At 70.3% G+C, this 12,484-nt stretch carries 11 protein-coding genes; 5 read left to right on the top strand and 6 right to left on the bottom strand.

What is annotated here, in order from left to right; genetic code table 11:
* Nucleotides 1-611: 611 nt before the first annotated feature.
* Nucleotides 612-944 (top strand): putative quinol monooxygenase, encoded by a 333-nt coding sequence (locus ACWGKT_RS20195; protein ID WP_453274746.1) that lies wholly within the window; start codon nucleotides 612-614, stop codon nucleotides 942-944.
* Nucleotides 945-1,421: 477 nt separating this feature from the next.
* Here ACWGKT_RS20195 and ACWGKT_RS20190 read toward each other — a convergent pair whose 3' ends face one another.
* Nucleotides 1,422-3,230: a protein kinase domain-containing protein gene (locus ACWGKT_RS20190; RefSeq protein WP_453274745.1), complete on the bottom strand. Its 1,809-nt coding sequence runs from the start codon at nucleotides 3,228-3,230 to the stop codon at nucleotides 1,422-1,424.
* A 193-nt stretch (nucleotides 3,231-3,423) separates the two neighbouring features.
* Here ACWGKT_RS20190 and ACWGKT_RS20185 point away from each other — a divergent pair, with 193 nt between their 5' ends.
* Together ACWGKT_RS20185 and ACWGKT_RS20180 are read left to right on the top strand one after the other, a co-directional pair.
* Nucleotides 3,424-4,026: a TetR/AcrR family transcriptional regulator gene (locus ACWGKT_RS20185; protein WP_453274744.1), complete on the top strand. Its 603-nt coding sequence runs from the start codon at nucleotides 3,424-3,426 to the stop codon at nucleotides 4,024-4,026.
* 445 nt (nucleotides 4,027-4,471) lie between these two features.
* Entirely contained in the window at nucleotides 4,472-4,834 is a 363-nt protein-coding gene (locus ACWGKT_RS20180; RefSeq protein ID WP_453274743.1) for a hypothetical protein, read from the top strand.
* A 1,475-nt stretch (nucleotides 4,835-6,309) separates the two neighbouring features.
* Here ACWGKT_RS20180 and ACWGKT_RS20175 read toward each other — a convergent pair.
* From ACWGKT_RS20175 to ACWGKT_RS20155, 5 genes are all read right to left on the bottom strand, one after another.
* Nucleotides 6,310-6,924 carry a GAF domain-containing protein gene (locus ACWGKT_RS20175; protein WP_235458098.1) on the bottom strand — a complete coding sequence of 205 codons (615 nt, stop codon included), beginning with the start codon at nucleotides 6,922-6,924 and terminating at the stop codon, nucleotides 6,310-6,312.
* On the bottom strand, nucleotides 6,887-7,510 hold the full coding sequence (locus ACWGKT_RS20170; protein ID WP_453274742.1) for a GTP-binding protein: 624 nt from the start codon (nucleotides 7,508-7,510) through the stop codon (nucleotides 6,887-6,889). The genes ACWGKT_RS20175 and ACWGKT_RS20170 overlap by 38 nt, the downstream gene beginning before the upstream one ends.
* Nucleotides 7,488-7,874: a DUF742 domain-containing protein gene (locus ACWGKT_RS20165; protein ID WP_350838696.1), complete on the bottom strand. Its 387-nt coding sequence runs from the start codon at nucleotides 7,872-7,874 to the stop codon at nucleotides 7,488-7,490. Before ACWGKT_RS20165 ends, ACWGKT_RS20170 begins: the two co-directional genes overlap by 23 nt.
* A 3-nt stretch (nucleotides 7,875-7,877) precedes the next feature.
* On the bottom strand, nucleotides 7,878-8,270 hold the full coding sequence (locus ACWGKT_RS20160; RefSeq protein ID WP_106960650.1) for a roadblock/LC7 domain-containing protein: 393 nt from the start codon (nucleotides 8,268-8,270) through the stop codon (nucleotides 7,878-7,880).
* 74 nt (nucleotides 8,271-8,344) lie between these two features.
* A complete protein-coding gene (locus tag ACWGKT_RS20155) occupies nucleotides 8,345-9,778 on the bottom strand; it encodes a sensor histidine kinase (RefSeq protein ID WP_453274741.1) in 1,434 nt (477 codons plus the stop codon).
* A gap of 992 nt (nucleotides 9,779-10,770) precedes the next feature.
* Between ACWGKT_RS20155 and ACWGKT_RS20150 the strand changes: the two genes are divergently transcribed.
* Nucleotides 10,771-11,853 (top strand): protein kinase family protein, encoded by a 1,083-nt coding sequence (locus tag ACWGKT_RS20150; RefSeq protein ID WP_453274740.1) that lies wholly within the window; start codon nucleotides 10,771-10,773, stop codon nucleotides 11,851-11,853.
* 41 nt (nucleotides 11,854-11,894) lie between these two features.
* Nucleotides 11,895-12,275, top strand: coding sequence for a hypothetical protein (locus ACWGKT_RS20145; protein WP_453274739.1), 381 nt, complete (start codon nucleotides 11,895-11,897; stop codon nucleotides 12,273-12,275).
* Nucleotides 12,276-12,484 lie beyond the last annotated feature (209 nt).

Raw genomic sequence — 12,484 nt, 5'->3', positions numbered from 1 at the left:
CCGGCGATGAACTTCCTGCTCCGGCCCGAGTACGTCAAGGTCGTCACGGACCCCGGTCCCAACACCTTCACCTGCAGACGTCGAAGCGTTACGAACCACGGCGCACAGCGGGTGCTCGAGGTGGAGGTGGCCGGGCAGCTCGTCAGGACCAAGACGGCGCGGAAGGAAGGAGTTCCGGCGGACGCGGAGGTCCTGGTCCATCTGCCGGGCGCCAAAGTCCTTCCCTACGCGCACGGTGAGTTGGTACTCCGGTCGTCACGACCCGGCGGGCACGCCCGCACCACTTTCCCGTGCCACCGTGGCGGACAGCCGACCGGGCGGCTCGCCACGGGGCGTGGGGCGGCAGGGCCGGGCCGGAAGTATTGCGACGCGTCCGCTCTCGCGGGTCCGCGAGGCAGCGATGGCAGGCGGAGATCGTACGATCTTGTAGCGACGAGCCTCGGCCGGAAAGCAGGGAAAGCCGCGGCCGCCCGCGGATCGGCTTGTCACCCTGACCGTCGCATACGCGACACGTGCGGGACGAAGGTGGCAGCACCGCGCCGACCCGAACGTCTCCCCTCCCCCGCGCCACACGCGGTGGAATTGACGACAGACATCAGCGAAGGAATCCCGTGATCTTCATCACCGCCAAGTTCCGAGTCCGTCCCGAGCACGCCGACCGCTGGCCCGAGATCACCGCCGACTTCACCCGCGCCACGCGCGCCGAGCCCGGCTGCTTGTGGTTCGACTGGTCGCGCAGTGTGGAGGAGCCGACGGAGTACGTTCTGGTCGAGGCCTTCCGCGACGACGTGGCCGGGGCCGCGCATGTGCAGTCTGCGCACTTCAAGGCGGCACAGCAGACGCTACCGCCCCATCTGGCCGAGACGCCGCGCATCGTCAACCTGACCGTTCCGCAGGACGACTGGTCGTTGCTGGGAGAGATGGCGGTCTCCGGCCAGGAGTAACAGTCCCGCAGCCGGGTGCGGCCGCTGCAGCAGCACAGCACGTATCCTCGGCGGATCCGGGGTCACCCGGCAGGGCATGAGACGGTCAGGTGAACGTGCCGTCCAGTGGTTGTTCGGTCCACACCGTCCTGCCCTTGCTCGTTACCCAGCGTTGGGCCATCTGGGCCACCAGGAACAGGGGTGGCGACCGACCCTGGCGTGATGTCGCGGCGGCTGACGGCACGGTGCAGCGCTGGTGCCAGGGGCGTGAGCGCGGCGGAGTGTCAGCCCTCGAGTCGAAGGGCCCGGCATCGCTGCTCTGGTGAGGCGCTGGAGGCGGTGCTGCCGCGGCGCGACGACAAGCCACTCGCCGCCAGAGCGGATGGGGTTATCGGCAAGGGCAGCCCCCGATTGAACGCACCACCTGGCCAGCAAGTCTCACGTACCGCGACCTGTCAGCCGCATTCCTTCCGAATGCCTACGACAGGGTTCGGACGGCTACTCCTTCGTCCAGCGCTGGGACGCCTTCCCGGACTCGCAGTCGTACGCCGTCACGCTGCTGCCCGAGGCCAGATCGAGGCACTGGCCGCTCTGCACGCTACGCAGGGTCGCGCCGGAGCCCCTGATCCAGAACATCGAGGACTGGCCGTACGCCTCACACGAGCCGACCGAGGCGTTGTTGCCGAAGACGGGGGTGACCAGGCATTGGCTACTGCCCTGGTTGACGACCTTGAACGAGCCGTCCGAGGCGCTCAGAAAGGCCCAGGAGCTTTTCGCGTCGCCCGCGCAGCTCCCGTGGATCAGCCCGTTGCCGTAGGCCGTCAGGGTCAGGCAGTCTCCGTTGTCCCCGTTCACGAGGTGGAAGTAGCTGCCCACCGTGGCGCCCTTGTCCGAAGTGCCCGTCGACGTACCGCCGGAACCGCGCGAGCCACTTGAGCCGCTGCTTCCGCCCGAGCCGTCCGAGGTGCCGGCGTCGCCGGAGCCGTCCCTCGCGTCCGTGCCCTTACCGGTGCCGGTGCCCGGGCTCCCGCTGTTCGCCTGCGCCCCGCTCATCCCCTTGCCCATGCCCTTGCCCTTGCCCGACGGCGACTTCCCCGGAGTTGCCGTGCCCGAGGGGGACTGGGTGGGGGTGAGCGACGCCGAGACCATGACCGACGGCGTGGCGCGGGCGTCGGCCTGTGGTGCGGAGGTGTTCGGCAGGAGCTGGATCGCGAGGGTCGTACCGGAGACCACGACCACAACGGGGACGGCGGCGAACAGGATCCGGGTACGCCGGCGGCGCTCGCGCGGCTCAGGGCTGGGCGTGGACGCCGGCTCCGGCCCGGGCTTCGACTCCGGCTCGGCGGACGCCAGGGTCGGGACAGGGCCGGACGGCTCCTCGAGCTCCAGGACTGGCCTCGCGGCGAAGGCAGCCCGTTCGGACAGCCGCTCGGTGACTGCCTGCGGCCACAGGGGGGCGGCGAACGGCCCGTGCTGCGCCGCGAGTTCGACGAGTTCGGCGGCGGTCGGGCGGGCACCGGGGTCCTTGGCAAGGCAGGCCGCGACGACCTCGGCGAGCTCCGGGGCCAGTTCGCGCACGGGGTCGAGGTCGGCCTCCTCATGCACGATGCGGTACAGCACTCCGTGACCGGACTCGTCGCCGAAGGGCGGGCGCCCGCAGGCCGCGTACGCAAGCACCGAGCCGAGGGCGAACACATCGACGGCGCCGGTCAACTTCCGTGCCCCCGAGGCCTGTTCGGGCGACATATAGGCAGGCGTGCCCACCACCATGCCGGACAGGGTCAGCTGACTCTGTTCCGCGGCCTGGGCGACACCGAAGTCGATGACGGTGACGCCGTCGAGGGTCAGCATGACGTTGGACGGCTTGAGGTCGCGGTGCACCATGTCCAGCGCGTGCACCTCCGCCAGCCCCGAGGCCGCCTCCCGCAGCAGCAGCCACAGCGCGTCCGCGGGCAGCGGAGCGCCGTTCAGCTCGACCGCCTCGCGCAGAGTAGATCCAGGGACGTACGCGGTGGCCAACCAGGGCGGCTGTGCGGTGCGGTCGCTGACAAGCAGCGGCGCGGTGGCCCGCGCGGGAAGCTTGGCGAGATTGTCCAGCTCGTGCCCGAACCGGCGCAGGAAGGCCTTGTCCTCGGCGGCGACGGAGGACAGCACCTGCTTGACGGCGGCGTAACGCCCTTCGTGGACGCCGAGATACACGCGGCCCATGCCGCCTGCCCCGAGCCGGCCGAGCAGGGGGATGCCCCCGATCCACCGCGGATCGTCGTCCTCCAGCGGCTCGGCACCGCTTCCGCGCAGCTCTAACACGTCGTACCCGTCTCCCCGTTCGCGATCGTCGCGGCAGTGGACGAGTGTCCGCCCGCTCCCCCCCCCAACGGCCGGGCGGTCACTCGTGTCCCGCACAGCCAAGTCTGGGCCAGCCGGCAGTAGAATTGGAAGAACTTTCTAGAAAAACACTCTAGATCTCTGTAAACGGAACCATCTGAATCGGCGGCACAACATGACTCCCAAGCAGCAACGCGGCGAGGCGACCGTGGACCGCCTCCTCGACGCCGCACTGCGCATCTACGCGGAGTCGGGCGAACAGGGCCTCACCGTCAGCGCTGTCACCAAGGCCAGCGGGGTCAGCCTGGGCAGCCTCTACCACCACTTCGGCAGCATCGACGGCCTGGTCATCGCGGCGGAGCGGCGCTGGATGGGCAGGCTGCTCGACGAGTTGCTCACCGCACTGCAGGCCGCACCGACCTCGCGTGACGGCATCGAGGCCGTCGTACGGGCCTATTTCGCGTTCGTCCGGGAACACCCGGACGCCGCACGACTCGTGCACTCCCCATACGGCGACCGCCAGCCGATGCGGAGCGGCCAGGAGCAGCGCGACGCCCAGCGGGCGAGGGTGTCGGCCCTCGCCCGCTGGATCCAACCGCGCGTGGAATCCGGTGAGTTGGCCCCGCTCTCCCAGCCCCTCATCGAGTCCCTCGTGCTGGGCCCGGTCGTCGCCGTGGCCCGCCGCTGGCTCTCCGGTATCCACGACGTCGACCTCGACGAGGCGGCGGGGATCCTGGCGGAGCGAATCTGGTTGTCGGTCAGCGCGGAGCCGAGGTAAAACGCAGCACAACGCTGGGCCACGAAATCACACCCGCGTTCCTCATACGCCCGGGGCGCCCGCTCATGGCCAGGGACGCCACCACCCCCAGACCCGATCGTCGGGCATTCCGATGTCCGGCGCATACTCCTCCCAGAAGTCGTACGTCGAAGGCGGACTGGCTCTCATCCTGTACTGCGAGCGGCTGCTGGACGACGAGCGCACCGCCCCGACGGCCGACGAGCGGGCCAGGGCCCGAACTTCTGCTGGACATGCTCACCCCGATCGCCAAGAGCCGGCCCTCCCCGTGATGCCTGGAGGCCAACAACCTTGCCATCCAGGTCCACGGCGGCCACGGCTACACCCGCGAGTACAACGTCGAGCAGCCGGGACAACCGCCTCAAACCCCAACCACGAGGGGACGCACGGCGTCCACGGCCTCGACCTGCTGGGCCGCAAGGTCGTCATGGACGGCGGCGCGGGGCTGCGCCTGCTCATCGAAACCATCTCCCTGACGACCGCTCGCGCGGCGGCCGCGGACGACCAGGTCGCCGGCTTCGGACGGCAGCTGGACGCCTCCGTCGCCCGCGTCGGCGCCGTGACGCGGCGCCTGTGGGAGACCGGGGACGCCGAGACCGCCCCTCCAAGCGTGGGTCTGAGCCGGTCCACGTCGTCGAGTTCCTCGCCCGCCTGCTCGCCGCCCACCGCCGCCGGATCGGCACTCCGCGCGGAGCGCGGGCGCTGGCGCCCCTTCCGTCAGGCGGTGCCGGTGCTGCGCTGGTTCCGCGAGCGCGGCCGCGCGCACTGGCCTGGGCGGCGGGCCGGGTGAGGCAGTTGGTGATGCGGGCCGGGCCGGCCTGGCGGATCTCGGCCGGGGTGACGTAGCGGGACAGCAACAGGGATCGGACGTACGGTCGCCAGGTCCCCGAGGTCCAGCCGTCCGCACTCGGCCTGGACGCCCAGGACCTCGGCCACACTTGGTCGACCGCGGCACTCCCCCGTGCCTTGCTGCGGCAGGCGAGCGCCATCCGGGCCCCGTCGCGCGCCGACCCTCGATCTTCCCGTCGTAATCGACAGCCCGATCCGCGGCACGATCTGCTTGGCCTGCAACGGGCCCGGCGCATCGGCGATGACCTCCACGATGTCCCGGTACACGTCCGGCAGTACCGCCGTCACCAGGCCCTCCCGCCACGGCGGCACCACCATCACCCCCACACCGTGAGGCGCGGATGTCTCTTCGTGTTCCGACCTATGCTCCGTCGGCACGTCAAACTCGACGTCAGTCCCCGCGGACGACAGTTCACCAGTACCTCTGTGACAGTCTCCCGCGTGATCTCCAGCCGCGACAGAACCGCTCGCGCCTTCTCCAGCCTGAAAGCCAACTCCGCGGCCTCAGCCTGGAGTTCCTCGACTCGCTGCCGAGCCGCAGCCTCCCGCGCCCGAAGCGCTTCCGGCAAAGACACCATGGCGCCCCACCTCCACCTCGCCACGGTAGGAGCACGACGGCACCGCCCACACATCAATCAGCGTCCTCCCAGCTCAGCTGCCCCTCGAAAGGATCCGCAACCAACTCGTATCGGCAGGGCTCCACCCCAACCAACAATCCCCACCACTCAACGGGCCGGGCTCCAACCGGTCTGCGAATACGTCGCCGACGCCCAACGTCGACGAGACCGTGGAGTCACCACCGCATCCGGGACCGCGACGGCGAACCAGCAGACGTCGCCCAGACCCTCACGATCTGGACCACGTCAGCCGTCCGCACTGGTGAACGACGAGGCTGTGGAGGGGCGCGTAACCAGCGGGACCGGAGGTCGGGAGGTTCGTTGATCGAGCTCACCGTGGACGTCACCGGTTACCCCGTCCCGGCTTCGCAGTCAGAGGTACGGCGCGCCATGGCGCGGGGCGGCGCGCACGTGGCCCTGCAGGCGGCCGACGAAATGCGGCACTACTGGGAACTGGCCTTCGCCCCGCACCGGGAAGCGGCGGCCAAGAGCGCTCTCGACGCGGAGATCGAACGATGCGCGGGCGTGCTGGTCCGCCACGGAGCCGCCGCACTCATCAACTCCCCGCACCCGGCATTCGAGGGGCCGACACCCCACCCTGCGCGTCGAGAGCCGCTTCAAGATCGCGCTGCCCGTCCCCTGGTGATCGTCGTACCCTCCCTGGTTGCGCCTCGGCCTGCCGTGGCCGTGGACCCAAGACGCGAAGGAAGCAGATGTCACTTTCTCCGCCGCAGTCCCACACCCGTGTCAACTTCCAGGTCACCGGCTTCGGCGCCGCGTGCGCGTCCGGCAGTGCCGGTCAGCCGCGGTGGTTCGCCGACTCCTCCAGTCGCTCGACCAGTTCGGCAGCCATGGCCTTGATGGTTTCCAGCCCTTCGCGCCCCCACGGCTGTGGGTCCTGGTCGACCACGCAGATGGTGCCCAGCACCACGCCGGTGCTGTCTATCAGCGGTGCGCCCAGGTAGGAGTGGACGCCGATCGCGTCGACCACCGGGTTGCCGGCGAACCGGGGGAAGTCCCGGATGTCCTCCAGCACCAGCGCCCGGCGGCGCTTGACCACGTGCGGGCAGATGCCCATGTCGATGTCGCGGGGCATGACGCGGCCGGGCACCGGTTCCTCCAGCAACGGCGGCCCCACATGAGCCGTGGTGTCCTGCGCGGCGCTGTACAACCCGGCGAAGTACTGGCGGTCTGCGTCGAGGAAGAAGTTGACCCCGGCGTAGCAGCCGCCGGTACGTTGTGCCAGCTCCCGTGCGAAGGCGTCGAGTTCGGCGTCCGGACGAGCATCGATGCCCAGCTCGCGCAGCCGCTCGGAACGGGCGCGCACCTGTGGGTCCTCCGGGGGGAGGAGCAGATGGCGCAGGGCGATCCCGGACTCAGGCCCGGACGGTGGGTTGGTCTGTGTCGCTGCCATGGGAACTCCTTGTCGTGATCAGATGCTGAAGCAGATCGAGCAGCACGCGGATGCCCGACTTCTGGACGCGGGCGTCGCACAGCACCACCGGCACCTCCGGCCTGAGGTCGAGCGCGGTCCGCACCTCCTCCCCGCGGTAGCGGTGAGCCCCGTCGAACTCGTTCACGGCGACGACGAAGGGGATGCCGCGCCGCTCGAAGAAGTCCACCGCCGCGAAGGAATGCTCCAGCCTGCGGGTGTCGGCGAGAACCACCGCCCCGAGCGCTCCCTCGGAGAGTTCGTCCCACATGAACCAGAAGCGCTCCTGCCCGGGCGTGCCGAACAGGTACAGGACGTGGGACGGACTGAGCGTGATCCGGCCGAAGTCCAAGGCCACCGTGGTGGTGGCCTTGTTCTCCACTCCGTCCAGTCGGTCCGTGGCCGCGCTGACGGCAGTCAGCATCTCCTCGGTGCTCAGCGGCTCGATCTCGCTGAGCGCGTTGACGAAGGTGGTCTTTCCCACGCCGAACCCGCCGGCGATCAGCACCTTGACGCCCACCGGCAGGACGTCGGCGGGCAGCGGGTCACAGTCGTTTGAGGAGGCCATCGCGTATCGCTTCCAGGAGGTCTCGATCAGGTCGTGCGGAGTGGCCCGTGGGCGCCGGGCGGGTATCACCTGCGACCACCGCGCCTCCCTCGGCCAGATCGGACAGCAGTACCTTGACCACGGCGGCGGGCACCTGCATCCGGGCCGCGACCTCGGCAACGCTCACGGGCTGTTCGCACAGCGCCAGCACCTGCGCGTGCTCCAGGCCGAAAACGCCCTGCGTCTGGGCGCCGGTGGCCCGCACCGTGGTCACCAGTGTGAAGTGGGACGTGGCCCTGGTCCGGCCGTCGCTCACCGTGTAGGGACGGACCAGCCGCCCGGCCGCTTCGTCGAGCTGCGGTCCGTCTGGGAGGACCGGCGTCATCGGTCACCCCACCGGGTGTCGGGGCGGTGTGGCCAGGTGCGGACGCACGCTCTTCACCATCATGCCCATCTCGTAGCCCAGTACCGCCGCGTCCGCATCGCGTCCGGCCAGCACCGCCAGCACCGCGCCGTGCCCGGCGGACGAGACGAACAGCAGCGAGGTGCTGAGCTCCGTCACGATCTGTCGCACGTCACCGCCGTCGTCGAAGTGCCGGCCCGCGCTGCGCGCCAACGAGTACAGCCCACTGGCGAGCGCGGCCAACTGGTCCGCGGCGTCCTTGTCGAGCCCCTCCGCTGCCTTCACCAGCCCGTCCGAGGACAGCAACAACGCGCTTCGGGTGTGCGGCACCCGGTTCACCAGACCCGTCAACAGCCAGGAAAGGTCTTCGCTCGCCACGATCGTGTACTCCTATTCGGCAGAAGGAAACGTTTCGCTGTACGGACCCTGGGCCTTCAGGGCGGCTGCGGCCATCAGGGCGTCTCCGCTTCCTCGGCCCTGCGTAGTCCGGTCTGGAATGCGGCCATGAGGCCGGGGTCGTGTTCGATGTCCTCGGCAGCACCGGCGCCGCCGACCGGTTGCGGCACTTCGGCGGCGTGGTCCTGACGGCGGCGCTGAGGCAGCCGCGGGCGGTCGTCCTCGCCGTCGGAGGGGGCCGGGGCGGGCCCGGGTGCGGAATCTGACACGCTCGGATCCGCGACGACGGTCGTCTCCGTCGCCGAGAGGTCCACCGCCTCGGTCTCCGTCCGGTCGTGCGGCTCCGCCTCGGGGGCCGGGACGGTGTGGGGCGCCGGCGCGGAAGCTGCCGGCTGCGGACCGAGCAGTGCCTCGGGCAGCACCATGACGGCCTGTGTGCCGCCGTAGACGTTGCTCTGCAACTGCACGGCGATGTCATGTCTCTGAGCCAGGACGGAGACCACGTACAGGCCGATCCGGCCGTCTTGCAGCAGTTCGCCCAGCGCAACCTTGTCGGGTGCGCTCAAGACGGTGTTCATCTGACCGCGCTCGGCCGGGGACATGCCCAGGCCCCGGTCCTCGACCTCGATCGCCACCCCCGCGGCGACGGGCTCCACCCGTACGTGCACGGTGGTCTGGGGCGGTGAGAAGACCGTCGCGTTCTCCAGCAGCTCGGCCAGCAGATGGACGACGTCGACCACGGCGTGGCCGCTGACCGATCCCTCGACGGGCGGGACCAGCTTGACCCGGGCGTACTGGTCGATCTCGGCGACGGCGGAACGCAGCATGTCGATCAGGCTGACGGGGCGGGTCCACTGGCGGTGGGTGTTCGCGCCGCCGAGCACGGCCAGGTTCTCGGCGTAGCGGCGGATCCGGGTGGACAGGTGGTCCACCCGGAACAGCCCCTTGAGCAGGTCGGGGTCCTCGACCTCGTTCTCCAGGTCGTCCAGCAGGCCGATCTCGCGGTGCACCAGGGACTCCAGACGGCGCGCCAGGTTGGCGAACACCTCGAACTGCTCCAGCCGGGAGTGGTGTTCCGTGCCGACCGCGGAGGCGGCGGTCTCCAGCAGGGCTGCCTTCGCCTCGTGCCGGGCCACGGCGATCTCGAATCCGAGGCGGGAGAGTTCGTCCGGGCCGGTCTGCGGCGGGAGTTCCGGCCGGCCCCGCACAGGGCGCTCCCCGGCCCGCAGCCGACGGCACAGCGACTCCAGTTCGGCTCTGCCCTCGGCTGTGGCACGCGTCAACTCGGTCAACTCGGCACGGTTTCGGTCGGCTGCGCGGGACAGCTCCTCCCAGTGCTCGGTGAGGGCTCGTGCTTCCGCCGAAGCCCGCATGCCCGCGATCGCGGCCGCCATGGTCCCGATGAGCACAACGCCGCCGAACACAGCGCCCTGGTACGCCTGGTCCAGGTGGCCATCGCCGACCAGCGCGGTGGCCACCGCACCAGTCACGGCGACCACGCTCGGCGGCAGCACGGACGACAGCACCAGACGCCGTCTCAAGGACCCGGCCGGCGACTCGGCCGTCACACGGGGCCTCACGGGCGACGCCGGCCGGTCGTCCGGCGGCATGGAAGGATCAGGCATAACAGTCCCCGGGCAGTACGATGATCAGGCCGAGCGCGCACGTTATCGCGCACCAGGACCCCGGTGTCAGCCCCTGGCGCGTACAGAAATGGAACCGTTGCACTTTGAACGTTTTACGAAGCGCCCGTCCCGAACCTGCGCCGGCCCTCGTCACGGGACGAGATGCTCCTCGACTGCCGGCAGTGCGGCGACGGGGCTCGACGCGACGCCCGCCGGGGACGCCGCATCCCGTTCGCCCGGTCAGTCCGCGGTGGGGACCGGTGTCTCCTGCTCCGCCGCCGGCGACGCCTGCGTGATCACTTCGGAGCGCCGCCGATCGCACGTCGCCCCCTCCCGGCATCGGGCCGATCTCGTACTCGGCGGAACGATGCCGACAACCGACCTGCCGACTGCGGTCGACCATCTGGTCGGCGCGCATCTGTCATCCCCCTGACCGGCGGGAGCGGAGGGCCAGGCCCGGAACACCGGCTGCCGACAGGCCACCCTCATCCCACGGCCCCGCCTTCTGCGACCAGAGGAGGCGGGGCCGGCTGCGTCATGCCGTCCGTCGCGCCCGTCACGGTTGGCCCTCACGCCGCACCTCCGCGCGGAGCTGGGCGACGGCCGCGTCCAGGTAGCGGGTGTTCCACAGGGTATCCGGGGCAAACGGGCGAAGGGTAGCGTTTGTGCAGGTAGAACGCTTGCGGTCGCGTCCGTGAGCGATCGGTGCCAGCGGGCGTGTCATCGTCTGAGGCGGCGTCTGGGGCCGGCGTTCCGGGCGACTTCGCGTATCTGATCCTTCGACAGCCCCGGCGGATAGGCTCGACCAGGTCCGCGAGAGCGCCCAAGCCCTGGTTCTGGGCACCGAGGAGTCGTCGATGCACCATCCGGACCCGCGATATGCCGTTCGGCTTGCCATGTATGGGACCGTGGCCACGCGCCTGTCCCTGCTGAGTGACCGTCGGCTCGGTGAGGTCGTGGCTGCCGCCGACCCGTTCGGGTCCGGTATCGGCGGCAGGTCGGCGGAGCTGGACATCGATGGCACGCGGGTGTTCGTCAAGCGGGTGCCCCTGACGGACACCGAGTTGCGGTCGGAGAACGTGCGGTCGACGGCGAACCTCTTCGGACTGCCGATGTTCTACCAGTACGGGGTGGGCTCAGCGGGGTTCGGGGCCTGGCGAGAGCTGGCCGTGCATGTCATGACCACCAACTGGGTCCTCGGGAACGAGTACGAGGGCTTTCCGCTGATGTACCACTGGCGCATCCTGCCCGACTCCCCTCCCGAGGGGTTCGCCGACGAGTTCGGGGGCATCGACGGTGCGGTCGCGCATTGGGAGGGATCATCGGCCGTGCGTGAGCGGCTTGAGGCTATCGGCCGTTCCTCGGTCAGCCTGGTGCTCTTCTTGGAACACGTCCCGCAGACACTCGGCGACTGGCTGCACGACTACCGGACCGCCGCGCCGGAGGGCGGGGAGGGCTCGCCGTACCCGTGGGTGGAGGAGGCCCTCTCGCGAGGGACTGCCTTCATGAGCGGGCACGGACTCGTCCACTTCGACGCCCACTTCGCCAATGTCCTGACCGACGGTCGCCTGCTGTACTTCGCGGACTTCGGACTCGCCCTGAGCTCCGGCTTCGAACTGTCAGCGGCCGAGGCGGAGTTCCTCTCCGATCATCTCGCCTATGACCGCTGCCACACCGCGAGCCATCTGCTCCGCCACCACCTGCCCGATGGCCTGCGCGGCGGGATGGAACATGAGGCGTTCCTGCGCGACTGGATCGCCGGCCACCGGCCCGAGGGCGTCCCGGGCGAGATCGCCGCGATCATCGACCGGCATTCCCGAGCTGCCGTGGTCATGGGCGAATTCGCCCGTCGTCTGCTCACCGAGAGCAAGCGGACGCCATTTCCAGCCGCCGAGGTCGGGCGGGCCTGGCGCACCACTGGGGTCGCGGCGCCCCACTGAGGCCAGACTTCGGCAGAAGATCGCCGTCAGGACGTCGCGGGTTGGGTGGTGTGCCGGGGGCCGAGGCGGCGTCGCAGTTCGAGGTTCTCGCTCTGGGCTGCTTCAAGGGCCTGCCGCAGGGCCTGGACCTCATCGCGGTGCTGCCGCTTGAGCTCGGCGAGCTGGGCGGTGAGGGTGCGCACGACGCTGCTGGGCGAGTCGTCGGGCGGCTGCGTGGCCGGTTGTGGCGGATGGTTTCGCTGCTGGGACCTCAGCTGCTCGACGCGTCGGCGGATCTCGGTGGACCGGTGGAGGAAGTCGAGCGAGACGTCGGCGGTCTTGGCGAGGCCGCGGCGCGGGCAGCGGGACGCCGTGGCGGACGCCGCGCGAACGCCACGGTGGCAGACGACGGGGAGCCCCCGTGCAGGGCGGCGAGCTGGTGATGCTCCTCGTCGAAGACCCGGACCACGAAGGCCTGGTGCCCCGCCCGGACGGCCTGTGGGACGTACGGCCCGGTACCGGGCGCAGGCTGACGCCAAGCCGGTCTGAGACCACATCCGGAGCGCCGACCACGCCCACGGCCCGGCCGGACCGGCCGCTTCGCCAACTGTCGCCCCGGCATAGAGCGTCCGGATGGGGTATGCCGCCATCG

This window comes from Streptomyces sp. NPDC054794 (assembly GCF_053611585.1).
The sequence above is the reverse complement of the archived record's forward strand: the minus strand, read 5'-3'. Positions and strand labels throughout refer to the sequence as shown.

What these genes read in the sequence shown, in the direction of transcription:
- ACWGKT_RS20185 (WP_453274744.1), top strand. Translation starts at nt 3,424, where the DNA reads ATGACTCCCAAGCAGCAACGCGGCGAGGCGACCGTGGACCGCCTCCTC.
- ACWGKT_RS20180 (WP_453274743.1), top strand. Translation starts at nt 4,472, where the DNA reads ATGGACGGCGGCGCGGGGCTGCGCCTGCTCATCGAAACCATCTCCCTG.
- ACWGKT_RS20175 (WP_235458098.1), bottom strand. Translation starts at nt 6,924, where the DNA reads ATGGCAGCGACACAGACCAACCCACCGTCCGGGCCTGAGTCCGGGATC.
- ACWGKT_RS20170 (WP_453274742.1), bottom strand. Translation starts at nt 7,510, where the DNA reads ATGGCCTCCTCAAACGACTGTGACCCGCTGCCCGCCGACGTCCTGCCG.
- ACWGKT_RS20165 (WP_350838696.1), bottom strand. Translation starts at nt 7,874, where the DNA reads ATGACGCCGGTCCTCCCAGACGGACCGCAGCTCGACGAAGCGGCCGGG.
- ACWGKT_RS20150 (WP_453274740.1), top strand. Translation starts at nt 10,771, where the DNA reads ATGCACCATCCGGACCCGCGATATGCCGTTCGGCTTGCCATGTATGGG.